24 protein-coding genes are annotated in these 24,986 nt (G+C 61.9%); 13 read left to right on the forward strand and 11 right to left on the reverse strand.

Translation table 11 applies throughout. The features are described from left to right. Positions 1-242: 242 nt before the first annotated feature. Both IVA98_RS20415 and IVA98_RS20420 read right to left on the reverse strand, forming a co-directional pair. Positions 243-2,393 carry an adenylate/guanylate cyclase domain-containing protein gene (locus tag IVA98_RS20415; protein WP_247355390.1) on the reverse strand — a complete coding sequence of 717 codons (2,151 nt, stop codon included), beginning with the start codon at positions 2,391-2,393 and terminating at the stop codon, positions 243-245. Between the two features lie 20 nt (positions 2,394-2,413). Then, a complete protein-coding gene (locus IVA98_RS20420; RefSeq protein WP_247305260.1) occupies positions 2,414-3,082 on the reverse strand; it encodes a hypothetical protein in 669 nt (222 codons plus the stop codon). 333 nt (positions 3,083-3,415) lie between these two features. Here IVA98_RS20420 and IVA98_RS20425 point away from each other — a divergent pair, with 333 nt between their 5' ends. The 3 genes from IVA98_RS20425 to IVA98_RS20435 all read left to right on the forward strand — a co-directional run bounded on the left by IVA98_RS20425 (position 3,416) and on the right by IVA98_RS20435 (position 4,887). Then, positions 3,416-3,859, forward strand: coding sequence for a hypothetical protein (locus IVA98_RS20425; RefSeq protein ID WP_247355391.1), 444 nt, complete (start codon positions 3,416-3,418; stop codon positions 3,857-3,859). Positions 3,860-4,021: 162 nt separating this feature from the next. Further along, a complete protein-coding gene (locus IVA98_RS20430; protein WP_249817593.1) occupies positions 4,022-4,306 on the forward strand; it encodes a hypothetical protein in 285 nt (94 codons plus the stop codon). Positions 4,307-4,440: 134 nt separating this feature from the next. Then, positions 4,441-4,887 (forward strand): CHRD domain-containing protein, encoded by a 447-nt coding sequence (locus tag IVA98_RS20435; RefSeq protein WP_247355392.1) that lies wholly within the window; start codon positions 4,441-4,443, stop codon positions 4,885-4,887. Positions 4,888-4,938: 51 nt separating this feature from the next. Here IVA98_RS20435 and IVA98_RS20440 read toward each other — a convergent pair whose 3' ends face one another. From IVA98_RS20440 to IVA98_RS20450, 3 genes are all read right to left on the reverse strand, one after another. Then, the gene (locus IVA98_RS20440) at positions 4,939-5,304 is read right to left on the reverse strand and encodes a VanZ family protein (RefSeq protein ID WP_247355393.1); all 366 of its coding nucleotides are present in this window, start codon (positions 5,302-5,304) and stop codon (positions 4,939-4,941) included. A 72-nt stretch (positions 5,305-5,376) separates the two neighbouring features. Next, positions 5,377-6,969, reverse strand: a complete 1,593-nt coding sequence (locus IVA98_RS20445) for an EAL domain-containing protein (protein ID WP_247355394.1) — start codon at positions 6,967-6,969, stop codon at positions 5,377-5,379. Between the two features lie 916 nt (positions 6,970-7,885). Continuing rightward, a complete protein-coding gene (locus tag IVA98_RS20450; RefSeq protein WP_247305272.1) occupies positions 7,886-8,059 on the reverse strand; it encodes a hypothetical protein in 174 nt (57 codons plus the stop codon). A gap of 1,179 nt (positions 8,060-9,238) precedes the next feature. On the opposite strand from IVA98_RS20450, the gene IVA98_RS20455 reads away from it, so the two are divergent. The 3 genes from IVA98_RS20455 (at position 9,239) to IVA98_RS20465 (ending at position 10,415) form a co-directional block, all read left to right on the forward strand. Beyond that, the gene (locus IVA98_RS20455) at positions 9,239-9,376 is read left to right on the forward strand and encodes a hypothetical protein (RefSeq protein WP_247355395.1); all 138 of its coding nucleotides are present in this window, start codon (positions 9,239-9,241) and stop codon (positions 9,374-9,376) included. 40 nt (positions 9,377-9,416) lie between these two features. Next, positions 9,417-9,833 (forward strand): hypothetical protein, encoded by a 417-nt coding sequence (locus IVA98_RS20460; protein ID WP_247355396.1) that lies wholly within the window; start codon positions 9,417-9,419, stop codon positions 9,831-9,833. 303 nt (positions 9,834-10,136) lie between these two features. Further along, the gene (locus IVA98_RS20465; protein WP_247305282.1) at positions 10,137-10,415 is read left to right on the forward strand and encodes a hypothetical protein; all 279 of its coding nucleotides are present in this window, start codon (positions 10,137-10,139) and stop codon (positions 10,413-10,415) included. A 10-nt stretch (positions 10,416-10,425) separates the two neighbouring features. Here the strand turns inward: IVA98_RS20465 and IVA98_RS20470 are convergent, their stop codons facing one another. Continuing rightward, a complete protein-coding gene (locus IVA98_RS20470) occupies positions 10,426-11,631 on the reverse strand; it encodes a hypothetical protein (RefSeq protein WP_247355397.1) in 1,206 nt (401 codons plus the stop codon). Positions 11,632-13,149: 1,518 nt separating this feature from the next. On the opposite strand from IVA98_RS20470, the gene IVA98_RS20475 reads away from it, so the two are divergent. Then, positions 13,150-13,485: a hypothetical protein gene (locus IVA98_RS20475; RefSeq protein ID WP_247355398.1), complete on the forward strand. Its 336-nt coding sequence runs from the start codon at positions 13,150-13,152 to the stop codon at positions 13,483-13,485. Positions 13,486-13,532: 47 nt separating this feature from the next. On the opposite strand, the gene IVA98_RS20480 is transcribed toward IVA98_RS20475, so the two are convergent. Next, positions 13,533-14,195 (reverse strand): hypothetical protein, encoded by a 663-nt coding sequence (locus IVA98_RS20480; protein ID WP_247355399.1) that lies wholly within the window; start codon positions 14,193-14,195, stop codon positions 13,533-13,535. Positions 14,196-14,254: 59 nt separating this feature from the next. After that, complete coding sequence (locus tag IVA98_RS20485; protein ID WP_247355400.1) at positions 14,255-14,992, reverse strand: metallophosphoesterase family protein; 738 nt, start codon at positions 14,990-14,992, stop codon at positions 14,255-14,257. A gap of 194 nt (positions 14,993-15,186) precedes the next feature. On the opposite strand from IVA98_RS20485, the gene IVA98_RS20490 reads away from it, so the two are divergent. Then, positions 15,187-15,813, forward strand: coding sequence for a transglutaminase-like cysteine peptidase (locus IVA98_RS20490; protein WP_247355401.1), 627 nt, complete (start codon positions 15,187-15,189; stop codon positions 15,811-15,813). 11 nt (positions 15,814-15,824) lie between these two features. Here the strand turns inward: IVA98_RS20490 and IVA98_RS20495 are convergent, their stop codons facing one another. The 3 genes from IVA98_RS20495 to IVA98_RS20505 form a co-directional block, all read right to left on the reverse strand. Then, complete coding sequence (locus IVA98_RS20495; protein ID WP_247355402.1) at positions 15,825-17,006, reverse strand: O-antigen ligase family protein; 1,182 nt, start codon at positions 17,004-17,006, stop codon at positions 15,825-15,827. Positions 17,007-17,241: 235 nt separating this feature from the next. Continuing rightward, a complete protein-coding gene (locus tag IVA98_RS20500) occupies positions 17,242-17,517 on the reverse strand; it encodes a hypothetical protein (RefSeq protein ID WP_247355403.1) in 276 nt (91 codons plus the stop codon). A 145-nt stretch (positions 17,518-17,662) separates the two neighbouring features. Then, positions 17,663-17,800, reverse strand: a complete 138-nt coding sequence (locus tag IVA98_RS20505; RefSeq protein WP_247355404.1) for a hypothetical protein — start codon at positions 17,798-17,800, stop codon at positions 17,663-17,665. Between the two features lie 406 nt (positions 17,801-18,206). Here IVA98_RS20505 and IVA98_RS20510 point away from each other — a divergent pair, with 406 nt between their 5' ends. The 5 genes from IVA98_RS20510 to IVA98_RS20530 all read left to right on the forward strand — a co-directional run bounded on the left by IVA98_RS20510 (position 18,207) and on the right by IVA98_RS20530 (position 24,985). Continuing rightward, positions 18,207-19,409 (forward strand): polysaccharide biosynthesis/export family protein, encoded by a 1,203-nt coding sequence (locus IVA98_RS20510; RefSeq protein WP_247305304.1) that lies wholly within the window; start codon positions 18,207-18,209, stop codon positions 19,407-19,409. A 169-nt stretch (positions 19,410-19,578) separates the two neighbouring features. Further along, positions 19,579-20,160 (forward strand): hypothetical protein, encoded by a 582-nt coding sequence (locus IVA98_RS20515; protein WP_247305307.1) that lies wholly within the window; start codon positions 19,579-19,581, stop codon positions 20,158-20,160. Positions 20,161-20,241: 81 nt separating this feature from the next. Next, positions 20,242-21,690: an O-antigen ligase family protein gene (locus IVA98_RS20520; protein WP_247355405.1), complete on the forward strand. Its 1,449-nt coding sequence runs from the start codon at positions 20,242-20,244 to the stop codon at positions 21,688-21,690. 141 nt (positions 21,691-21,831) lie between these two features. Continuing rightward, the gene (locus IVA98_RS20525; RefSeq protein WP_247305313.1) at positions 21,832-22,458 is read left to right on the forward strand and encodes a hypothetical protein; all 627 of its coding nucleotides are present in this window, start codon (positions 21,832-21,834) and stop codon (positions 22,456-22,458) included. Positions 22,459-22,732: 274 nt separating this feature from the next. Continuing rightward, positions 22,733-24,985, forward strand: coding sequence for a succinoglycan biosynthesis protein ExoP (locus tag IVA98_RS20530; RefSeq protein WP_247355406.1), 2,253 nt, complete (start codon positions 22,733-22,735; stop codon positions 24,983-24,985). The last annotated feature ends 1 nt before the right edge of the window (position 24,986 follow it).

Below are 24,986 nucleotides of genomic sequence, written 5' to 3' on the forward strand. Positions count from 1 at the left end.
AGGTTTCATGCCACCAGCGCCAGGGCGCCGAATGCAGTCACGCTAGAGCGCGCGCATTCCGTGCTCAATTGTACTGAGGTAAACGGCCTCTATCCAAAGGATAGGACACCATATACGAAGGTAAGTGGCGTGCCGGCCAACAAAGGCCGAGGTCGTCAGACTTCCTCCCGATGCGCGCCTGCCGGAGCTGCCGGTTTAGGGTGGCACGCGTTTACCCTGCCCTGGAGGGGAGCGATCAACTGCTACTTCCCCTCGAGCATGTTGACCGGTGTCCAATCAGACGCGGGCGGATTCGCGATCAGCATTCTGGCGCGTTTGGCGAATAGCGCCGACGAGGGATCGATCTTCGCCGCGCTCTCGAACGCTTCGGCCGCCTTCACAAAATCCCTGGCCCGCCAGCAGGCCAAGCCTTCCGCATACGCTGCGGCCACCTTCGCCTGCTCGGCGCTCGCCGCGCCTCTCTCCGCCAGCGGCTCGAACACCCTGACCGCCTCGCCGCGTCCCAACACCCTGATCGCATCGAGCTCGCGCCAGGCGAAGGTGTCACCGGTCTGCGCCATCGTGGTTTCGGAGGCCATGATCGCGGTGCCGTAATATTTGTTGGCGCCCTCGAGCCGCGAGGCAACGTTCACCGTGTCGCTCATCACGGTGTAGTTGAAGCGGCGGCGCGAGCCGATGTTGCCGACCACGGCTTCGCCGCTGTTGAGGCCGATACGATGCGACAGGCCGTGGCCCGCAAAGGCGGCATTGTTGGCGTTGAGCTCTGCGAGCTTCTGGTGGCATTTCAGCGCGGCACGCACCGCATTGCGCGCATGTGCAACGTCGTCGGCCGGGGCGCCGAACATGGCGACGATGGAATCGCCGATATATTTGTCGACGTACCCGCGATGGGCCTCGATGATGTCGGTCATGGCGGACAGATATTCGTTCATCAGGGTCACAAGCTCGCCAGGTGTCATCGTCTCCGCGATCGAGGAGAAGCCGCTGAGGTCGGAGAAGAACATGGTGACGTTGCGCATCTCGCCGCCGAGCGCCGGCATCTTGCCGGATGTAACCATGGTGTCGATCACTTCAGGCGCGAGATAGAACGCAAAGCTCTTGCGCAGGAAGCGCTCGTCGCGATCGGCCAGCACGAAGCGGTAGCCGATCATCATCGCGAGCGCGGCAAGGCTTGCGAGCGCAGGCTCGGTCAGCGGCAGTGCCAGGGCGTGAACGAACGCACCGACGGCCACGGCGGAGTAAGCGGCGGTGAGGGCGAGCCAGGCGATCAGGGCGCCGCTCGGTGCAAGCACACAGGCGGCGCAAGCGATGACGAGCGCGAACAGGATCGTGAGAATGCTCCGCGCGGGAAAGCCGAGCTCGGTCACGGCGTCGCGTTCGATCAAGTTGCGAACGACGGTGGCGTGCACGAAGACGCCGGCGACATCGCTGCGGGGGCGTTGCGCGCCACGCTCCGGCGCGGGCAGGGCGCATCGCGCCGCCGGCGTGCCGTCATATCCGCCAGACAGGCGCAGCGAGGTGAGCTTACGGTCCTCGAAATTCAGGACCGTGCCGAGCAGCACGACCTTGCCGTCGAAGGCGCGGCGAAAGAAATCGCGATCGCCCTTCTCGACGCAGGCGCGCAGGTCGGCGAAGGAGAAGGTCGGGACGTCGCGTCCCAGCCCGCGAAAGTTGAGTGTGATTGTATTCGGCATCGCGCTCGGGATCGCATAGCCGGACAACTCGGTCGCGCCGGACGGCGCAATCTCAGGCTTTGCGCCAAGCGCACGCGCAGCCAGCTCGATCGCCATCGCGGGGACAGGCTTGCCCTCGATGGCAAAGCTCAATGGCATGCGCCGGATCACGTCGTCGGGATCAGTGTGTACGTTGAGCGCGCGGATGGTATTGCGCACGGCCACTTGCTGTGCGCGATAGGGCACTTCCGGGTGTTCGTTGTTCAGGATTTCGCCGAGCACCAGTTTGCCGCTGTCGGAGATTTGCCGCAGGGCGATCAGATAATCCCGATCGAAACCCCTCATGCGGGTGCCGAGCGGCGCGTCGCCGAAGGGAATCTCGGACTGCTCGATCGAGCTCGGAAAGATGACGTCGAAGCCAATGACCTTTGCGCCGCCCTCGGTGATGCTGCCGAGCACCCGTCCAATCTCACGCGTCCAGGTTTGCGTCGGCGATCCCTTGAAGGGCGGCGTGTCGTAGGTTTCCGCATCGATCGCGACTACAACGACCGGCGACATTGCAGGATCGCGGCGCTCACCCATCAGCTTGCCGCGCAGCGCGGTGAGGATGTCGAGCGACAGGCCTTGCAGCATCTGAAGCGGCGGAGACATGACGATCGCGCCCGCGAGGAGCGCAATCAGGATCGCCGCAACGATGTCCCGCCTGCCGATCCGCCGCATCGCGGCCTCGCTAGGTCCGTCTATTCGAGCCGCAGCAGGCGGCCGATAACCGGGGTAGGCGATGCCGTCGCGCCGGCGTCGACTTGGAAGGCGTAACGCTTGGCGCCGAGAATGGCGAGATAGCTGCCGCCCGGGGTCAGTGACTTTCCGGCCCTGGCAAAGTCATAGAATTTGCCGCGGATCATGACGTCGTTCTTGAGCGGCACGCTGATCGTGGGTTCCTTGCCGTCGGTGCGCTCGATCACGAGCGTGCTGCCGCTCTTGGCCTGGACCAGCGGCGCGACGCCATAGATCGTCGGCAGCTTGGACGGAGCCCCCTTGGCATCGGACCGCACGGTCCGGAAGGTGGTCGCGGCACTCTGGTTGGCCTCGCGTTCGGAGAGCTGCGCCGCCTTGGTATCGCAGGGCACCTTGGCGCGCTGAACGTCGCCGAGCTGTACGGTGCTCTGTTCAGTGCCGACCAGGACGACGCCTTCGCTGATTGTTTCGCGCAAGCAGGATTTCAGATAGCTGAGGGTAACGCTGGTCTTGGGCCCGAGCTTGATGATCTTGCCCGGCGCCACATAGTCCATGAACTCGACGCCGTCGACCTTGCCTTGCACATCCTCGACAATCGCGGCGGGTGTCTCCGCCAGGGCGGGGGCCGCAATACAGAACGCGCCGACAAGGGCGCCGATCAGGCTTTTCATGGGAATTCTCATCCAATTCGACGATGCTCTACCGGTCCCCGTCCCGGTCCGATGCTTAGCAGCGGGGCGCCCAGGCAAGTGTGACCAGAATCACTCTTTGATATTGGTGCACTTTATCAGGAACAGGTTCAAATCGGCGACCGAGTATCAAGCCATGGGCACGATGGCGTAGAACTGTTTTGACGTCGCTGCCGGCTTTGCATCGCGGCCGGCAGAAATTTGATCGATCGACTTTGCAGCGTGTTAACCGTGGCGGAATGCTCGCCGCGCCAGCCATTGTCGCGCCCCACAGGTTCGTTGCAAATACGGGTGAAAATCACGACGGATGTTCCCATGCTGAAAGAGGGCAAATACGCGGCGTGGTTCAGAACCGCACAAGCGCAAGGCACCGGTATCGTGCATCTGGCCCAGGGCCGGATTTCGGGCAGTGACAGCTTCTTCACCTATGGCGGCTCCTATCAATTCGATGACGACCGGCGTTTCACGGCCGTTCTGACCACGCGCCGGCATGCCGACGGCCCGCCGACCGTGTTCGGGCGTGACGAGGTCGAGGTCTATCTCTCCGGCGTCTTCAGCGGCGCTATGGCGACCTGCTCCGGAACGGCGAAGCAAGCGCCTGACGTGAAATTCGAGGCGACGCTGATCTACAGTCAGGAAGATGCCCCGGCTGCCGATGTCAGGAGCGCGGTCGTGAAGCTCAATGCCGACAAGCTGCCCAAGGGGCCCGACAGCCGTTCCCGGCCGCGGCATCCGTTCACGGCGGGCCCGCCCAGGTGAAAGCAAATCGACCATCATCCGCTCAGCTCGACGGGTGCCCGCCGCGATCATTAGCATTGCATTGACACTATTGTTTCGAAATCACACCGCGGCCGCGCTGCAGCAACCCTGCCTTTAGACGCGAGAACTAGCCTCGCGGCCGATCAAGTGTGGTGGAAGAAGATGCCTCAAATCTGGATGACATACGACGAACTCGGTGCGCTTTGCGGCTGCGGCGCAATGGAGGCCAGGGAGCGTGCCATCCATTTGTCGCTCGATCGCCGCAAGAGTCGCGACGGGACGACGCGCGTCAAACTCGATCTGGCGCTGACGGCCAAGTTCTTTGCAGCCGTTCGTGAGGCGGATTTCGATCTGGATTGCGCCATTGAGGCGCTGCACAACACCCATCGGCAGATGGCCGAACTCCTGGCTCCCACCCAGCTCCACAACAGGCGTGGAGCGGCCTGAGCCTCGGCGTGTTCCGGCCTACGCCGAAGGCTAATTCCCGCGTTCGTCCCGAATCAGCATAAGCTCTGTGGCGGAATTTCCGGCTGTCGTCGGTGTTCACTGCCGATGGGTCGCGAAGTCCGCAGGAGGGATGCATGAGCAAAGCCGGGTGTCGGCCGTCGGTGGCACTGTTGGGAACGCTTGCGCTCATTGGAAGCGTCATTGCGACGAGCGGGACGGCAAACGCGGAAGTCGTGAAGCTGCAAGCCGAGCTCAAGGGAAGCAATGAAGTGCCCCCGAACAGCTCGACCGGATCGGGCAAGGCAGAAGCCAGCTACGACAGTGAAACGAAAGTTCTGACTTACACCGTCACCTATGCCGGGCTTACGGGACCGGCAATGGGCGCGCATTTCCATGGCCCCGGCGAAGCCGGCAAGAACGCCGGCATCGTCTTGCCGTTCAAGACAGTGCAAAGCCCAATCCAAGGCAGTGCCACGCTCACCGACGCGCAGGCGGCAGATCTATTGGCCGGAAAATGGTACGCAAACATCCATACGGCCGCGAACCCGGGCGGTGAATTGCGCGGCCAGATGATGAAGTAAGGACCGGTTGTGCGTCCGACCGGTCATCTTGCTGAAGCGATACCGGTTGCTTCAGGACGGTGGTCTGGGCAAGAACGCCAGGATCATTTGGGCGAGCATGACGCCGACGGTGCCGCCTGCCGCCTTCTGGAGCACGTCGAGAAAGCCCGGATCCCGATCGGGTATCAACGCTTGCATCAGCTCCAGCCCCATCGCGACCGCGATCACGAGCGACCAAGCCAAACCGAGCCGTCCTGGCAGCAAGAAGGAAAGAAGGAAGCCGAGCAGCCCATAGGCACTGAAGCGCTCGATCACGACGACCCAGTACGCCTCGTGATGGCCCAGGAGCGCGGGTCTTCCTGCCAGCTTCGCCAGCGTGGCGTAGACGATGAGGGCAAGGCAGATGCTCGCGGCTGCAATGAGGTGGTTTCTGCGCATGGCGCCAGCATAGCCCGTCGGTTGCCGGTCCGGCTGGAAAGCAGAAAATATCGTTAAAAGCTCGGGCCGCCGTTAGGCCACCAAAGCCGTATCATCTGACACCGCCGCGCCTGATTTCGCCGCGCGCCGGCACTCGACGAGCGCACTAAACTTGGCGAACGGAAGCGGAGGCGCCACGAGATAACCCTGGCCCTCTTCCACGCCGGATGCGACCAGCGCGCGGAGCTGCTCCTCCGTCTCAATGCCTTCCGCGACCACGGTCATATGGAGGTCCCTCGCGAGCGCCACCAGCATCTCCACGATCATCGTCGTCGACGCGTCCACGGTGATCGTGTCCACGAAGAACTTGTCGATCTTGATCGTGTCGGCGCCGAGGCCTTTCAATCGGGACAGTCCGCTATGGCCGACGCCGACGTCGTCGATGGCGACGCGGAAGCCATGGTCTCGCAGCTCGGCGACAACCGCCGCGGCGCGCGCAAGATCGTCGAGCTCGTCGCGCTCGGTGACTTCGACCACGATTTGGCGCGCGGAGACCCTGGCCGTCAGGACGGTGCGACGCAGCGTTTCGACGAAGCCGGCACTCAGCAGGTGCTTGGGCACGACATTCAGGGACAGCTTGAAGGTCTTGTCCGCCCTCAGCATTGGCTGCAGGTCGGACAGCGCCGATCTCAGGATCTGCCAGGTCATCGCCTGGATGCGTCCACTGGATTCGGCGAGCGGAATGAATTTCATCGGCGGGACGACCGAGCCGTCTCGGCGCACCCAGCGCGCCAAAACCTCGCAGCCTGTGATCCGGCCCGCCCTGAGGTCGAAGATGGGTTGGTAGTATGGCTTGAATTCGCCAGCCGCCAATCCGCGATCGAGATCGGCGACCGGCCCTTCCATCCGGCGGCTGCGTGCCAGCAGGATGCCGAAGAGTGTGCCAAGGCCAAGAGCGACTGCGAGCGCCGGCCAATAAGCCTCGCTGTTCCAGCTCGAGAGGACCGCGTGCTCGACCCGGATCGTGGCATCAAGCGGCAAGCGCGTGGAATGCCGCTCGAAGCTGGTTGGTTTCACCAGCGGCCTGCCGGCATCGAGCAGGAATTCGCCGAGCTTCTCGCCATTGCTCAAGGTGAGGATCACCTCGCTGTGCGCGCGCAGCTCGGCGGGCATGATGTCGAACAGGCTGGCATTGATGCCGACAATGGCGACAAGGGCGGAGCTGTCATTGATGTCCCTAAGCACGCCCAGGGCATCGCCGCCGAACTGCTCCACGCGGAACAGCGACAGCGCCTTGTCGCGCGAGGGCAGCATGTCATGGCGACCCGCCCATCCCTTGTCGAACTCGAGCGTCTCGGAATAGGCCGAGCAGATCACCGAGCCATCCGGTTTGACGAGGCGGACGTCCTTGATCGCCGAGCGCTGGTAGACGTGGAGGCGGATGGCTTGCAACGCCGCGGGCTCGCAGCTGGCGAGATTGCGTTTTGGGAGTTCGTCTAGGCTGGCCGCGGCAAAATCGACGGCCAATTCGGAGCGCCGCAGAACGACCTCGGTCAACTCGTTCAGCTGATGCGCCTGCTGGTGGCGAATGACGGCGTCCGCGGCGAAATGGCCGGACAAGGCGAACGCCATCGTGCTCGCAAGCACGAGCGCCGCAAACGGAAGGTTCGGTCGCAGTCGTTTCATCCGGGTCAGGCGAAATGAGGCGAGGCTTGGAGAATTGATCCTAGCCAGCGCGGGCTAAGATAGAGTTTAACGGGCGGACCGGCGCGGGGCCTACCCGGGTGATGGTTGGCCGATGGTCTCGCGGCGCAAGCACTAGAAACGAGCATGGAAAGTTGAGCAGTATGATCAGGACGTTAAGCATCCTCCTCCTGGCGCTAATTGTCGGGAGCTCTGCGGCTTCGGCACAGGGAACCAAAGACAGGCCATCGGGCACGCACCCCGCTTCGGCGACCCGCAGCGGCACTGGAACGAATTCCGGTTCGAACAGCATGGGTGGCGCGTTCAAAGGAACCGGGACGCCCAATTACGGGACCAGCTCCGGGATGGGCTCCCAGAAGAAGACCAACAACTAAGGCGTGATCCGGAAAAGTGCGAAGCGGTTTTCCGAAAAGATCATGCTCAAACGATAACCTAACCGCGATGACGATTGGTCCTGATCTCATCGCGCTTTAGGTTGAACGAGCCGAACGGACCCCTCGGGCGAGATCTTCTATCGCCGATCACCGCCCGAGGCGATGGCGTAGAGGAATCACGTCGGGACAAGGTGAGCTGGGCCTGTGGGTGGGGGACGTGGCCGGATGGCGGGGGGTCCGGAGCCGAAGCACCACGAAGGCGATATTGATCGCCAGCCAAATCAACATCGCGGAAATGGCTAAGTTGAGCACTGCCAGGCCTCGCTGTGAAGTCTGGCATCAACAGCCGAGCGTTGGTTTGGTTCCGCCCGCCGGGATGAAGCTATGGCCGCGTCGAAGGCGTGTTGCGGCGCTGTCGAGGATGGGATCACCTGTTCGGCTCGCCCGCGACGTCGTTCGCGCGCGCCGCACCGCGGGGAGGTCGGCTGCGAGGCGCAAAGGCGAGCGCTGCCGCGCTTCCGCGGCTAAGACTTCTTGCCCCCTTTCGACTTCAACGAAAGACCGAGTCGCAACGCCATGCGCTTGATCGCATCAGGCGAGCGCCCGAGAACTTTCGCGGCCTCTTCCAGCGAAGCCGACGACTTGGCCAGCTCCATGAGCCGGCGGTCTTCCTTGAACGACCAGGGCTTGCGCGCCATAACCGAAATGATCCTCTCGTCGACACAAGGACAAAGCCGCCAAGCGACCCACGTTCGCTCGACGGCTTTGCTTGGGTGGGGCCGGGCTTGGGGGAGCCCGGTGCGAAGATGGATAAGCGAAATGCGAGATTTCGCAACAAACAACGCGGATTAAGCTAACTGCTCAACCTTACCGGGATGAAGTTGGTGCATGACGCTCCGTATAACCCCGGAGGTTTCGTCAGTGTCTGCAATCGCCAGCAGCCGCGTGCGAAAAATGTGTCGGAAGCGACGTCATCACGCAGAGTACAGACACGCTCGACCACCGGTGCGCGTGGGCTCAGGCTGCTTGCCGAGGTGAACAGGGTTAGCATCGCCGGCGGGATCCGCTCTTGAACAATGAGAGATTTCGTCATCCTCCCGGCCCTAGGTTTTCTCGCCGACGACCAAACTCCAAGCACCACGTTGCACAAACTTCATGTTCGTCTGACAAAAGTTTCAGCGCCGATGATCTTGAAGTCGTCACGACATCACGTTGAAATGGACCGGGAGGAGCGTTCCGAAAACTGGGAACATTCCAAATGCTTGCAGTTCTGGTTTTGATTTCGATTTTTGCAGCTGGCTTTTGCTGCGGCTATGGTGTGCGGGCGTGGCGCTCGCGCAAGCGATCAGCGCGATATCGTCTCTATGCGCCCTACACCCCGGCCTCGATGAGAGTCAGGCAAAGCGAGCGTCCATCGTGATGGCAAAAACATCGGCGCGACGTTTCGGTTGGAGTTGATGTTGTGGCAATGTCGAATAACCATGTGCAGTTAGGTTAACGTGGCGCGGTCCTTGAGCGCTTCGGAAAGGCAACTTAAGACGGATCAGTTTGTGGCGAGAGTAGCCATCTCGATTTTTTCGCGGCTCGCAGGGCAGGCGTAGATGGCGTATTTGATTGTGTTGCTGGGCGCGATTTGCGTCTCATTTTGGTCGCGTTTGTTCGTAGCTTTGATCGTCGGCTGAAAGATATTCCAGAGCCTTGGATCATGAATGAGGGCCATTCGAGATGATTGATCAAAGGCGCAATGCGCCCCTAGGTATTTCGTCGACGCACAAGGGCGTCGTGTCCTGATCGGCCTTTCGCTGCAGCAAACTGCGGAGTTCGAAGCGCTGGATCTTTCGCCGAACAATACGGTGCAATTCGCGTCTGAGATTTGCGTGAGCGAAGCAGCCGCCGCTGCGGCCGAAGTTCGCTGGCTTGAGCTCTATTCCAGGCACGAAGGAGCCTGGCGGGCATGGATCGAACAAAGCCAGGCGGAGCGGGCGCAAAATTTAGGGTTTGTTAACTATGCCTGACCGATGGTAGCCGCCTGATCTCGAATGTGGGATGGCCCAAATGTTTCAGCTGTTCCTGAGAGCGCGCGCACACAATCTTCTCGGCTCTCGCCGCGAGAACAAGGGTTTTAAGGCGCGCTCTGTCGAGCGTGATGCGGAGACCGACCGCGTGCGGATCGGTGCCGTCCTGGCGGCGATTGAAACAGCATTGCAGGAGGCGGAGCGGGAGCAGGCCGGCCTCAACCGGCGTGTTGATGATGCCCTCGCGCGTGCGTCCGTCACCTTCGGAAATGGCACCGATGAATATCTCGAGCGAGAGCCGCTCGACAATTATCATCAGGATCTCTTCGCGGCCGACATCTCGAATGGCCAGCGACGGCTCAAGGAATTGGCAAGCAGCATTGCTCACTTGAAGTTCGTCAAGGCCGCAATGCTCACGCGCTTTCCGGATTTCAAACCGCCGCAGCTCAACAGCTAAAGCGAGATGAGCTTTGGTTGGATCGGTGCGAGCCGAGGAGGGCACCTCTCCCGTAGGCCGAGGTGAACCAGATAATCGGCGTCGGGGCCCGTTTGAAACTGCTTCCGCGCGCTCCATCCTCATCCTGAGGAGCCCGCCCAAAGCGGGCGTCTCGAAGGATGGCAGCGGGAAACACTCTCAAATGCATAGCCTTGCGCCGAGTAGGTACGGCCGCGTGACAATTCGGCACCGGTTTGCCGTTTGGTGCTGCGATCCTTTTTGCTATGGTCCCGGCAAGCATCCACGAATTGAAGGAGCGAAGAGGTGCCGGTCAAGAATTTGCGGACGTTGATTGGACTGGCAGGTGCTTTGACACTGGCCGCGCCGGCGACGGCTTCGGCCATCACTGCCGAGGTGGCGCGCGCATGCGATGCGGCGCTGGCCAAGGCCTTTCCGCCTAGACAAATCGGCAACCCCGCGGCGGGGAGCACCAAGGGAACGGCCAAGGAGAAGCGCGAATATTTCCAAAAATGCGTCGCCAACAACGGCAAGGTCGACGACATGCCGCCGGACGCGCCAAAGGACAACAAGCCGGCCAAATAAGAACAGGTGGCTACGGCTGGCGTCGGGGCGGCGGACAGGGCGAGTAGAACGCGCCGTTCGTTGCATTGATACGTTCGACGCATTGATTGGGATCAGTGACCGTTCCGGCCACCGTGAAGTCGTAGCCCATGCCCTTGACCACCACGACGTAGCGGCCGGGGACGAGCGTAAAGCCGTCTTGCTCTGGTTGGAGCAACAGCATTCTCGGCTGGTCTTCGACCGGGCCTACCTTGTAGGGGTAGGACATGCTCCGAATGACCCAGGAATCGCCGGCGCTGACCATCGCGGCTTTCCCGGTGGCATCGACGCCCATCGCCCGGGAGACTTTCGCGACCACCCGAACTTCGGTCCCGCTTGGATCGACACCCCCGTCGGGCCTGAACACGATGAATTTGACATCGCCGTCCGTCAATGTGGTCGCGCTCGGCGTGTTGATGGCTGCCGAGATCGCGACGCGCCGGTCCGGAATCTTTCCGGGCACCGGCTTGAGCTCATGGAGCTGGCCCTCGCTCAAGGCGTAGACGCCGAAGGTCGTCGGCAAAGGCATCGAGGGTTGCGCAGCTTGCGCCAGCTCCTTTGGGCTTTCCGGCCGGCGTTCACCGGTCTCGCCCACCGCGGGAGTCGGGATGGCGGTCGGCTGAGGCTCCGAGCTTTTCGGTGAGCGCACGGACGGCAGCGCCACCTGCGACAATTCGGTCACTTGTGTCCTCAGACGCAGCCAATAGGCGGCACCGGCGCCGGCAATGAGCACGAGGATGGCGGTCAATCGAACGAGAGATTTAAAGGCGCCGCTTCGTTTGAGTTGCTCCAGCGATCTTGGCAGTGCCGCAGGTCCGCGTGGCGTTTCCGCGGCCTTCGGAGCGGCCAGTGAAGCCAAAGCAGGCGGCGCCGGAATGGGCGGGGGAACAGGGGCATTGGCCGGCGGAGACTTGGGCGCGGGCGCAGCGGCAGTTTTTGCCGGTGAGGACGGCTCGCTTTGATCAAAGGACCGTTCGACCTCCCGGATGGCGCGTTCGAGGACCTGTTGGAGCGCTCGTGCTTCCCGCGCATCGGCCTGGGTGAATTGTTCCAGCAGCTTGATGCGGGCCAATTCGTAAACGACATCCCGCATCTGCCGAGGGTCGTCGGAGATTTCGCGGATCCGCCCTGATAACAGGCGGACAAGTCCAGCCTTGATCTCGTGCGCGTTGGCTGCAGTGTCACCGGGCTCGGTCATCAAGGCCGATCAACTAGCCCGGATACAGCTGTTTCGCTAGGCCTTTTCACCGCGGATCCTTCGGCTGCGGTGGCTCGCTCCGATGGATCCGACCTGCAAAGGTCCGTCGCGACCTTCTCGAATAGCTTGCTTTTGGGCAGAAACCTGTGACATTTCGCCCAGCTCCTCTTTCCGGTGTTTGATGATGCGCGGCACTTTGACAGCAATCACGTTTTTGGCGTTTTTGGTTCAGCCCGCTTTGGCGCAAGGCGTGAAGGATCAGGCCAACACCACCAGTTCCAGCATCATCACAACGCCGACCAAAAAGGCGCAAACCAGCCAGGCCGCGTCCCGGCCTACCGCGGTCCGAAATGTGACGGGGAGCCTTCCTGCCGGAAGGGCGGCCCAAGGCGTCTGGAGGGATGGCAAGCTGATTGCCGTGCCTCGGTGAAGGCAACGCAAGCAACCGTGAAGGAACGGTGTTCGCCTCCCTGACGTTCCTGCTCGGGAGATGTCGCACATGAAACGCTTAGTCTTGATCATATTCGCGCTTGTCGTGCCGGCCGCCGCCTGGGCCCAGGGCGTCAACGATCCCTCGACGCCCAATCGCAATGTGATCATCGTCAACCCACCGCAGCCGTCGCCCTCCACGGCGACGCGAAATATTCCGAGCCGAATCGAGCCCCCCGTGACGAGCGGCTCTGCCCGGCCCTATTACGGGAACAGAACTCGGGGCAGCGACTCGAGCAGGCGGTAATTGTGTTGGCGGCCCGGCTGGGGAGCGGAAAGCTCGCCCTGTGTTGTCCAGTTGGAGAGATTGAGCCTTAGCTCTTTCCTAAAGGCAAAGAAGAAGCCTCACAGGCGCTCGGACCGGGTAAGAGGTTGTCCTCGTCGGCAGTAAGGGGCCGTTGGGAAGCGAGAAGCCGAATGCAGACAAAGGTGGCATTAAAGCCCAATCAGCGATACCGGCATTGACGGGCATAGGGACGCATTGGCCAGTTCCGGTCTCGTTCTCAGCTCTTGCACGTTCCGGTGAGCGCCCTCCGATCAAATGATAGGATCCTTCGATCTATGCGCGGCTGCGGAGCTGTTTGAGCAGAATGTCACCTCTTCAAGCAGTTCGCGCAGGCGTTGAGTGTTGCCAGTTCGAGTTTCTTGCCACTCGATGCGGTCTGAGGCAGTCCACAGAAGAGACTCTCGCTCGAAGCGATATCTCTCCGACCTGTCCGCTTCATACTAGTATGGATGAGTTGCGGGTATTCGATCTGGCCTGCCGCCGGGCGTCCCGAACCACGTGCTGAAATCCCTGCGAACTAAAGTGGAAAGTCGGCCCGCGAACTGGCTTTCTTGCTACTTGCAAAGGTATAGACTGAAGAGCTGAAGATAGCGAAATGGCCGATGGTCGTCCTTATCGTTCGGCCCGGAGTCATCAAGTTGCGAACAGGTCGGCGTGATCACGAGGGAAAATGGTTTGGGGCGCCGTCTCGGGCGGTCATAATTGTTGCCGGTGCGCTCGGTCTTGGTTTCGCCAGCCCCTCGTTGTGTGTCGCCCAGAGCGAACCGGAGCTCTCACTCAACGACTATCTTCCGCCGAGCGAGCCGGAAGTCACGCGCGATGAATGGCATCAGCGGATCGAGGACGCGCGGCGCCGGGCAAAGGAGGTCTCGCGCGAGCGACGGGAGCATCCTGAGCTCTACAAGCCGATTCCCGAAGATCCGGACCTTGTCGCGACCGAACGTCTCTTGCGCGACGAGAGCCTGCAACGCGGCGACATCATCGCGACCAAGAAGGGCATGTTCGTCTACCAGGGTCGATCCGACCAACCGCGCCGCGATCAGGATTTTGTGCCGGTCAACCCGAAATCGGTGCGCTGAGAACTCGCTGCAGCCCAAGGAGCGATGGCAACGAAGCCCATACAGGTTCAGTATCGCCGCATAATCTCGTTAAATTTGGGATCGGTCACTTTCGTGGTCTCCAGCAGCAGCGACTTGCCTTGCGGCGTTGCCTGCACATAGGCCGCGATCAGCAGTGGCTCGTAACGAGAGCGATTGGCCAGAGCCGACCGGATGTCGGATTGCGCCAGCAGCTTGATCTCTTCATCGGTCGCGGCCGCGCTCGAGGTGACAATCTGGACGCGAGAGAAGGCAACGTCGATCGGCACCGACCCGGTCAAGTAGGACATTTTCACTGCAGGCGTTACCGCCTCGCCGGCCTGTGCCTGCAGCGTGCCGAGCGTGAGCCATAGCGCAGGCCTGATCGGTGAGACTTTCAAGGCGGCTACGACCGCGCCTTGAGCTGCCTTGTTATCGCTGGCCCGTCCGCCCGCTTCGGTTGACGGACGGTGAAGAACGTCAGCGGCCATCGCTGCCGCGTAATTCGCCAGCAGGTCGCCATCCCATGAAAAAGATGCCAGGCCGCCGGCGGCCGCCAGCTTGGCCTTGTCGGGCGGGATCTCGCCCGAGAACAAATCGCTGGCGCGAAAGTTCGGCCGTATCAGATCGCCGTAGAACGCCATGCCGGCGTGAAGCGCCAGCGCGGTTGCGGTGCAGATGCCGACGACGCGAAGCAGGATGATGCGGTTCATGATGGAATTGACGAGCCGGTGAGGGCGAGCGAACGACGGGACCGAGGTCCAGCCAGAGCCTAAATTGCGAGCAGACTATCGCCTTGGATCGTTAGCAGCGTCAAGTTTCCGGTCGCGTAGGCGCCGGTGTCGATGTTGATGCGGTTAGGACGGATATCGGGCGCGCCGACCGGCGTATGACCGTGGACGATATATTTGCCGAAGCGGTCTTCGCAGTTCAGGAATTCCTCGCGGATCCAGAGCAGGTCCTCGTCCTTCTGACGATCGAGCGCGACGCCCGGCTTGACGCCGGCATGGACGAAAAAGAAGTCGCCGCAGGTGAAGGACGAGGGCAATTGCTGGAGGAAGGACAAGTGCTCCAGCGGGAGCGCGCGTTTCAGTCGCTCGATCAGTTCGACCTGCTGTTCCGCGGACGGATTCATGGTCGGCGTGATGCCGTAGGAAACCAGCGTCAAGAGGCCGCCATAGTGGCGCCACTCCTGCAAGCGGGCGGGATCCTTGAGCACCTCGAGCAGGAAGACTTCGTGATTGCCCTTCAGACAAACCGTCTCGTGAGATTTCGAGCGCGCGATCAACAGATCAAGAACGCCGCGTGAGTCCGGGCCACGGTCGACATAGTCGCCGAGAAAGACCTGAATGGCGCGTTGGGGGGCCGAGCGGGCAAGGTCGGCATCGATGACGGTTAACAGCGATTGAAGCAAATCGGCGCGGCCGTGCACATCGCCGATCGCATAGACGCGAACACCATCGGGAAGCCGAGGCTTGGTCTTCTTTCGAAAGCGTGAGGAAAGGTCCATCAGGTCGGTCGAATCGCATCCAGCGCCACGAGCGGAACGTCGTGACCGCTCTTAGCAGAGCCAGTCACACATCGATATTCTTAATTGTTTGCAACCAACGCGCCCGCATTTTGATTAAAGAATCGCTTGGCCTTTGAGCCGTATTTCAAGAGGTCTCGCGTAGCGTCCTTTCCTACAAGAAGGGGGAGCGCCATATGCGCAACGTTGTAAAGTTCCTGGCGGCCGTGGCCGCCGTCGTCGTTGCTGGCGGGGTGCAGCAGAGCGCGGAAGCCGCCTTCGTGGGCGCGCCGTTGGGGCTGCGAGGTGCCATCCAATACATCAAATTCGACCAGCCGACGCTGGCGCCGATGGCGTTCACCATCTTTTGCCTGAAGTACAAGGACGAGTGCAGGCCGCGGCCGCAGCAGATCGTATTCCGCGGCGGCCGTCTGAAGCTCACGCCGGAGCGGCTGGCGCAGATGCAAGAGGTCAACCAGCGGGTCAATACCGCCATCCGTCCCGAGGCCAATCTGGAAGGGCTGCGGGCCGAGAAATGGCTACTGCATCCGGCGAGCGGCGACTGCAACGATTACGCGGTGACAAAGCGCCACGATTTGATCGCCAAAGGCTTTCCGGCGCGCTCGGTGCTGCTCAGCGAGGTCGTGACCACCTGGGGCGAGCATCATCTCGTGGTCGTGGTGCGCACCTTCTCCGGCGATCTCGTGCTGGACAATCTCTCCGGCCACATCCTGCCGTGGTCGAAGAAGCCTTATCGTTGGGTCCGCATTCAATCGCCCAAGAACCCGAACTACTGGGCGTCACTCGGGGATCGCGCTGTCTGATGACCGGCGCTCTATCGTGATGAGGATTGGCTGACGCTCTGCGACAGCCCCAGTCCCACGATCACCGAAAGACACAGGATTGCTGCCGGGCGCAGCAGTCCCGGACCGGCGAAGCTCTGGACGAGTGCAAAGAGAACGCAGGCCGCGCTCGCCGCTGGGAAGAACGAGTCGCGCCCGCGCTGGAGCGCGCCGAAGAACAGGCGCACCAGAGCGATCAGGCTTACTGCCATGATGGCGGTCAAACCGATCCATCCCGTAACCGCAAAGACGGCGATGGCCGCCGAGGGTGCGGTCAAGGTCGTGCCAGCCTCGCTCTGATAGATTCTGGCGACGGCCGAAAATGTCCCTGCGCCCGCGCCGAACCAGCGTGTGTCGGCCAACATCCTCTCGAGGGCGGCCTTCGTCTCGCCGCCTGCGGCTGGGACGAGCCGCATGAGGATAGGTCCAGAGCTCTTTTCGAAGAGGAAGCTCAATACGATGGTCGCGCCGATCAGAGCTGCTACCGACAATGCGCCGGCGGCCAATGGCGAGAGATCGAGCCTGCGGATGATGAGGATCAGCAGCATCAGTACAACCCCAAAGGCCGCTGCGATCGCGCTGTTCGTTCCGGAAAACCCAAAGATCGCGGCTGCGCTGACCAGGGCCCCGACAAGGCCGCAAAGGCCGATCGCGACCGAGCGAAGGACCGAGTGCCGCGTTTCGGCCCGTTCAGCAGCAAGCTGCATGACGGCCAAATTGAGCATGAGACCGAGGCCGGCCAAAGTTGTCGTGAAGCCAGCGGGCGCGGCTGCCGCAACGCTCGGCGACAGCCGATGCAAGTCCAAGGTCAAGGCGGACACCGCAGTCACTCCGCTCAGCACGAAGAGAACCAGTTCGGCACGGCCGCGGTTGCGGACCACCGGGATGGTGACGCCGAGCAACGAGACCGCCGCGAGTGCCAGCAGCAGCGCGTTCACCGTCAAGCCGGTATCGGCCGTGATCGGCCCGAGCGACAGGCCGCCGAGGACGTCGTGAGCGCTGGCCCAGATCGGATGCGCCCAGCTCAGCGGAAGAGGGACGAGTTGGGCGGCGATGCACAGCGGAATGGCAAGCAGGATCCACCGGCCCCAGGCGGTCGCGCGAACATAGTGCTCGTAGTCGGCCTTTCGCGTGCTTAAGGCGGCCGCCAGCAAGCTCAGCGCTGCGGCCATCATCCCGAGTTGCGCACCGATCCTGGCGCCGGCAATTTCGAGAGCGGAAGCTGAGACGATTGAAACGATGAGGGCAAAATAAGCGAAGGACAAACGGCGCGCTCGAAGGGAATCCTGAAACGGTCAGATCACCATACAAGCCGGCGGTGCGTTTTCAAACGGAGGTCTGCCGGGAGAACAGCATGAGCTTCGGCCTTTCGCGCGCTGCGAAGGTCCAGCGTAGTGTGAGTCGGCTTAATCAGCGGGCAGTGTTGACGGGGCGGGCGAACACGCGGCCGGCCCGCGCGGCAGCAAGGCCAAAGCGCGCTCCTGACCCAAAAAGGTAGCCGCCCTGGAGGGCGATGACGGCGAACACCACGTCTTTCAGGCTCTCAACCACGGTGAGATCGAGCATCAAGCCAACCGGAATGGCGGCGAGCATCAGGACGAAAGTCAACGGCAGGACTACCAGGACGCGAAAGCGCTGGCCCAGCACGGCACCTACGAGAAAGCTGAAAATCAAAAACGCGGTCATCCGAAACACTCTCCGTGCTCCGGACCCTAGGTTTTCCCCCTAAAAAGACCCTTAAGCTGTATGGCTAAATTTGGCCTATTGGCTGCCGGGGCGGGAAGGGCCGGATCAAGGCCACCAGCACGTCGATCTTGCCTTTCGGCGCACATCAGACGATCAAGCCGGCGAAGTCCGGATCCGACTGGATCGTGTCCGCGGTCTTCATGATCGCGGCGAAGCTCTCGCCGTCCTTCGCTCCTTGTGTCCGGGTGAATTTCCAGACGGAAGCAGGGGCAGGGGCGGCCACCGCAACAACCGGTGCGCCGTGGCAGGAGAGCCCCACGCTACCAGGACATGGGGCGGCAGTGCCCCATGGGCGATCGGCGGCGCTAAGGAGGGAACCCGCCGACAGCGGAATCAGAAGGAGGCCAGACACGGGGATTCCTACTCTTAATGGCCCAGCCTTAGCAGACGGCCGCGAGGTCAAGCGGCCTTGCGCTCGACACATTGAGCCCTCGAGTTCGGCGGTTTGCTCGCCGACAGGGCACGCGAAATACAACAAATAGTCACAAAGGGTTAAACCAAGCCCCAAAGAGTGTCCCGCACGCAACACTAGCCGACCGATCGCACCGTTAACCACTCGGGAACCCTTGTCGCACCGTCCGCTCCGCCGTACCAATCGAAGCTAATTGGGGTCTCCAGGGGCGCGATTGATGTATTGCTTTGCCAAATCTTATTTATTGAAGCCGGCGTTTCTGGTGGCCGCTCTAGCGCTCGGGGCGTGTTCAACCAATCCCGGCTCCGGTCCGCTGACGGATGACGTCAACAACAAGATTCAGACTGAAAATGCGCCGGCCTACGAACTGGTGCCGCTCAATCCGGCTACCGTAAAGATCCTGCACACCCACGAGCCCAAGGGACTCGCCGGTGCGTTCACGGACAAGCGGCCGCCGGCCAGCATCGTGTTCGGGATCGGCGACATCGTCAGCGTTACCATCTTCGAAGCCGCCGCAGGCGGTCTGTTCATCCCGGCGGAAGCCGGTGTCCGTCCGGGTAACTTCGTAACGATTCCTGATCAATCCGTCGACAATGACGGGTTCATTACCGTGCCTTATGCCGGCCAGGTCAAGGCGGCCGGCCTTACGGCGGTGCAAATCCAGCGGGCTATCGTCGAGAAGATCTCCAATCGCGCGATCGAGCCGCAGGTTGTCGTTGCGATGTCGTCGCAGCGTACCCAGCTCATCAGCGTGCTGGGCGAAGTCAACACGCCCGTCCGTTTTCCGGCGAGCGCGGCGGGTGCGAAGGATCGCGTGCTTGACGCGATCACCCGCGCCGGCGGCATCAGAGGCCAGGGCTTCGAGACCTGGGTGATGCTGGAGCGCGGCGGACGCCGGGCGACCGTGCCGTTCGAGAATCTCGTGATGGCGCCTGAGAACAATATCTATGTTCGGCCCGACGACAGCATCTATGTCTATCGCGAGCAGCAGAAGTTCCTGGCGTTCGGTGCCAGCGGCCAGAGCGGGGAGTTCAACTTCGATGCCTGGCGCATCAACCTGGGCGAAGCCGTCGGCAAGGCGGGTGGCCTTCTCGACGCTCAGGCTGATCCGGCTGCGGTATATCTTTATCGCCGCGAGCCGCGTGAGGTCGCCGCCCAGCTCGGCATCGACGTGAGCAAGTACACGTCAGAGACGATCCCGGTCATCTTCGCGGTCAATTTCCGCGATCCGGGTGGCTTCTTCCTTGCCACCAAGGTCATGATGAAGAACCAGGACATCATTTATGTCTCGAACTCGCGCAACGTCGAAGTTGCCAAGTTCCTGAACTACCTGCGCGTGATCATGGCGACCGGCAATGATGCCGTGAATCTCTCGAACAATGCGCTGATCTTCCGCAACAACGTCAAGCTGGCGCCGTAAGACGCCGACTTGATCGACCAAAGCGATGGCACCGGGGCCTTGTCCCGGTGCCATTTTCGTTTAGCAATCGAAGCGGTTCTGCTGCTGCTACGAGTTCGGGATTTGGATCAAGGCGCTACTGCGCACGGCGCGGCGGTGATCGGTCACCCTTAGCGTCGCAAGGGGCTTCATGCGCTTTCGAGCATTCTGGCGTCTTCTGGCTCTCGTTCCTGCTGCCGTCGGACCTGCTCCGCTCGGTAAGGCCCTTGCTGCTGCAGGGGAGCTGGGCGTTCGCCATCGCATCGACGTTGTGGTCTCCGCCGAACCTGATGCGCCGATCTTGTCGCGCCTTCGCGGGGAAAAGGGCGAGCTCTCGTTCACAGTCCGGCTGTCGGCGAACTCCAAAGAGAGCCGGTTCTTCGGAATGTTGCGCCCGTCCTTTGCGAGCATCATCGTCCCTAACGGAGCGGACAGGCCGTTGGTCCAGCAGACGAAGCTATGGGAGGAGGAGGTCTGCCATCAGCGGCGGGGCCTGCCCAAGGTCACCGTCACCCGGCTTGAGGGTCGGTTCGGCGAGGGGGAGGGGCGGATCGAGATCTCCGGCATCAACCGGCACATCGGTCTATTGGTCCCACCGGATGAATTAACTCCTGGAATAAAACTCGAGCCGGGGAGTGATAGCCTTGGGATATTCTACGCCTTCCGGGCGCAGACCCGGAACAGCCGCCTGAACGTGGATCTGAAGATCTATCCGATCGATTGCGTCCTCTGAACGCCAACGCGACAAGCCAAAGAAAAGCCCACCCAAACGACGATGCGCCTTCGGCTTCCCCATATCCGCTGGTCGTGGAGCGTGCCCGCCACGTTCATCCTGTTCTTCGTGGCTGCTAGCGCGCCGTTTCCCTTCGGCTCGACCAACGATCTGTCGATCGCATTCTGGTGCCTGTGTCTCGGCATCGCGGTGATCTTCGCGCCGACGCGTGAGCTGCGGGCGCCGCATCTGTGGCTGCTCGCCGGCATCACCGTGATCGTCGCGGCTTACGCCTTCGTGCTGCATGAGCAGCTGTCCGATCATCCCTTCCTCGCGCCTTTCCAGCCGATCTGGAAGCAGGCCGCGGATCTTCTGGGCGTGCCGATCGCCCCGTCCGCGTCCATCGTGAAGAGCGAGGCGTTCTTCGCGCTCGGCGCCCCGCTCGCCAACATCCTCGCCATCGTGCTCGGCATCACCGTCGGCGCCGACCGCGAGCGCGCGCGAAGATTGCTGTGGGTGATCGCGATCTCGGGCGCGGCTTACGCGCTGTACGGCGTGCTCTCGTTTCTGATCGAGCCCACCCTGATCCTGTGGCGGGACAAGACGGCCTATCTCGGCAGCGTCACCGGCACCTTCATCAACCGCAACACGGCGGCGGCCTATTTCGGCTCCTGCGCGGTGATCTGGATGCTGCTGATCCTGGAAGGTGTCCGCCGCCGCTTGCCGGAGCGGCATATCGAATGGCGACGTCTGTCGCTCGATCTACGCACAATCCCTCCACGACAAATCTTGCCGCAGCTTGGCTGCCTGCTGATCTGTCTGATGGCGATGTTCATGACGGGATCGCGCGCCGGCGTCGGCCTGTCGCTGTTCGCGATGATCGTCTCGTTCACGCTGTTCCTGCGGAAAGACCTGCCGCCGCGCACCGGCATCTGGATCTCGCTCGGCTCGGGCCTCGCCGTCGCGCTCGGCCTCTTGCAACTGCTCGGCGGCCGCGTCTCGAGCCGATTCGACAGCCAGGGTCTGGTCGACGAGGGCCGCATCGAGGCCTGGAAATCGACGCTTCGAATCATCGCCGACAATCCCCTGTTCGGCACCGGCATGGGTACCTTCCAGTGGGCCTTCCCGCCCTATCGCAGTCCCAACATTTCGATTCGCGGCATCTGGGATGCCGCGCATTCGACGCCGCTCGAGCTTGCCTCCGAGGTGGGCATTCCGATGGCGCTCTTGGTCGCGGTCGGCTGGGCGATCATGCTGCTCGTTCTCGCCAAGGGCGTGTTCGGGCGACGGCGCGATGCCATCATCCCGCTGGCGGCGGCGGCCACCGCCACGCTGTCGCTGCTGCATTCGTGCCTCGACTTCACGCTCCAGGTGCCCGGCTACAGCATTCCATTCTTTGCGCTTTTCGGAGCTGGTCTTGCGCAATCCTTCCCGACCCGGCAGGGCCGCTCGGCCGCGGATGCCCTCGCTACCGGCGGGCGAGGCGAGGGCCGCCAGACAACCGTTGACACAACCGCGCGGCGAGTGCGCCAGCTTCATAAAAGTGTCTAGATTTGAAGCAGTTGCGCTGTTTACGAAGTCTTTAGAATAAGTGGACAGCCGTTTTCTCTTCGGATAGGTTCCGCGCTGCACAGCCATTTGCCCGGGGCCGAGGAAGCAGATTGGGGCAACTGATTTTTTGGAGGTCTATTTATGAGCGTTATCAAGATTGCGCTTCGCATGGCTGCCGCCGCGGCCCTCGCCGCGACGATCACCTCAGCCGCAAGCGCCGCCGTTTATCCGCCGCAGCGCCAGCTGCCGGCCCAGGTCATTACCGAGTTCAAGGCGTCGCCCAACAGCCTCTTGCAGCAATATCCGACCGGCGGCCCGCAGCTGATCTCGCGCGTGCGCGACCTCGGCGCCTCCGATCCGACCACGCTCCCCGGCCTGATCGCGCTTCTGAAGGATCCCGCGACGACCAAGGACCAGATGCGCGCGATCGTCGGCGGCCTCGCCCAGGTCGCCCGCATGGCGGCGCAGAGCGATGCGGCTTTCGCCACTGAGATCCAGACCGCGATTGCCGGCATCGGCAACCCCGACGTGATCGCCGCCTACCAGGCCGCGACCGGCGACGTCGCGATCGCCGCGACCGGCGGCGGCGGTGGTGGTGGTAGCTCCGGCGCGGGCGGGCCGATTGGCAATCCCGGCAACACCGGTGGTGCTAACAACGGTGCGCCGAGCTTCGGCGGATTCCACTATGCGAACACCGTCTCACCGAACTCCGCCGCAGGTACCGCCGGGATCACCAACGCCTCCAATAACGTCAGCCCGCGCCGCTGAGCGCAGACGAGCTTCAAGGAGCGGTCCGCCTGGATCGTTCCACGACGGAACGGCGCTTTGCAGCGCCGTTTTGCGTTTACGGCGTTAAGCTTCCACACAATTATTATAATGTGCGCACACCGTTGCGCTGCATCAATTGAGTTCAGCCGCATTTCGCTGCGTGTTATATTCGCCCTCAACTGCCGGTTCTTTTCGAGTGCTTTTGCTCGCGTGACTTTCTCATCCCAATGCCATCCTCCAGAACCAGTTGCTGGACGATTTCAGGAATTGCACAATGCTGCAGGTGAATAGGCCGTCGTCCGAGATCAACCGTGATTACGCCGAAGTTGAAAGCTCGCCGGCCCAGACGCTCACCTCCTATGTCGAGATCGTCCGCCGCCAGTTTCCGACCATGGTCGCGATCGTGTCGGCCTGCGTGATCCTGGCGCTGCTCTATCTTTTCACCGCCGCGCCGCAATTCACCTCGACCGCCTCAATGGTGATCGACACCCGCAAGGTACAACTGTTCCAGCAGCAATCGGTGCTTGGTGATATCGCCGTCGATTCCGCGACGGTGGAGACCCAGGTTGAGATCCTGAAATCCGAGAACATCAGCCTCGCCGTGATTCGCGATCTGCATCTGATCGATGATCCCGAATTCACTGGCAGCGGCGGTGGTCTGCTTGGCGCGGTCGTGGGTGCGGTCGCTAGCCTGTTTTCCGATGGCCATGCGTCATCCGAGTTCGAACTGACGCGCAGTGCATTGGGTCAATTCGAGAGGAGCCGCACGATCAAGCGCCTCGGTCTCACCTATGTTATGGAGATCGGCTTCACGTCGCGAGAGCCGGCAAAGGCTGCGCAGATCGCTAACGCGATCGCCGACGCTTATATCGTCGACCAACTCGAGGCGAAGTACCAGGCGACTCGTCGCGCAAGCGTCTGGCTGCAGGATCGCATCAAGGAGCTGCGAACCCAGGCTTCAGCCGCGCAGAAGGCCGTGGTCGATTTCAAGACTGCCAACAACATCGTCGATACCGGCGGGCGGCTGATGAACGAGCAGCAGCTCGCCGAGGTGAACAGTCAGCTCATCATGGCGCATGCGGCCACTGCTGAGGCAAAGGCACGGCTTGACCGCATCAACGACATCCTCAAGCAGGACATTCCGGACGCCAACGTTGCCGACGCATTGAAGAACGACACCATCGTCAAGCTGCGCGGCCAATATGTCGACATGGCCTCCAAGGAATCGATCTGGGCGATGAAATATGGCTCAGATCACCTCGCTGCGGTCAACCTGCGCCGGCAGATGGCCGAGATCAAGAAGAACATCATCGACGAGCTGAAGCGCATCCAGGAATCCTACAAGAGCGATTACGACATCGCAGTGACCCGCGAGGAGAGCATCAAGTCGAGCCTCGCCAACGTCGTTTCGGAATCCCAGCTCACCAACCAGGCGCAGGTGCAGCTCCGCGAGCTGGAAAGCAGCGCGCAGTCATATCAGGCGATGTATGACAATTTCCTGCAGCGTTACATGGAAAGCGTGCAGCAGCAGTCGTTCCCGATCACCGAGGCGCGGGTGATCAGCGCGGCAACTACGCCGCTGAAGAAGAGCTACCCAAAGTCGCTCATCATCCTGGCGGCAAGTTTGCTTGGCGGGCTGATGCTAAGCTTCGGCGCCGCCATGGCGCGCGAGCTGACTGACAAGGTCTTCCGGACTACTTCGCAGGTGGAGGAGCAGTTAGGCGCTAACTGCATCGCCATCGTGCCGGCCCTCGGCGGTACGGCGCCCGCCGGCTTGGGAGGTAGGCTCGCGAAACCGAAGAGCGATCCTCATGCCAACCTGTTGCGGTATGTGGTGGATAACCCGCTCTCCCGCTTTGCCGAGGCTGTGCGCTCGCTGAAGGTGGCGGTCGATCTCAACTCCATCGTGCGCGAGAACCGCGTACTGGCGGTGACCTCGACGTTGCCGAATGAGGGCAAGAGCACGCTCTCGACCAATCTTGCGCAGCTCATGGCGCACTCGGGAGCCAAGGTGATCCTGGTTGATGCCGATTTGCGCAACCCCTCACTGTCGCGCGCTCTTCGGCCGGACGCGAACATAGGGCTCGTCGACGTCGTCGCCCAGAAAGTGCAGCTTGAAGATGCCGTTACACTCGACTCACAGACTGGGCTTGCGGTGCTGCCGGCCGGCACCACCTCGAAGCTCTTGCACACCAACGAGATCCTGGCGTCCAAGGCAATGCACGCCTTAGTCAGCCTGCTGCGCTCAAAATACGATTACGTAGTGCTAGACATGCCGCCGATGGCGCCGGTGGTGGACGTGCGGGTCACCTCGCCGTTGGTCGACTCCTACGTGTTCGTGGTAGAGTGGGGCAAGACCAAAACGGATGTCGTACGGCACAATCTGCGTAATGCGCCGGAAATCCAGAACAAGCTGCTCGGCGTTGTCCTGAATAAGGCTGACACAAAGGCGCTGGCACGCTACGAATCCTACCACGGGCGCTATTACTACCAGAAATACTATGCCCGCTACGGGTATGTCGAATAGC

It is taken from the genome of Bradyrhizobium sp. 160 (genome assembly GCF_023073735.1).
GTDB lineage: Bacteria > Pseudomonadota > Alphaproteobacteria > Rhizobiales > Xanthobacteraceae > Bradyrhizobium.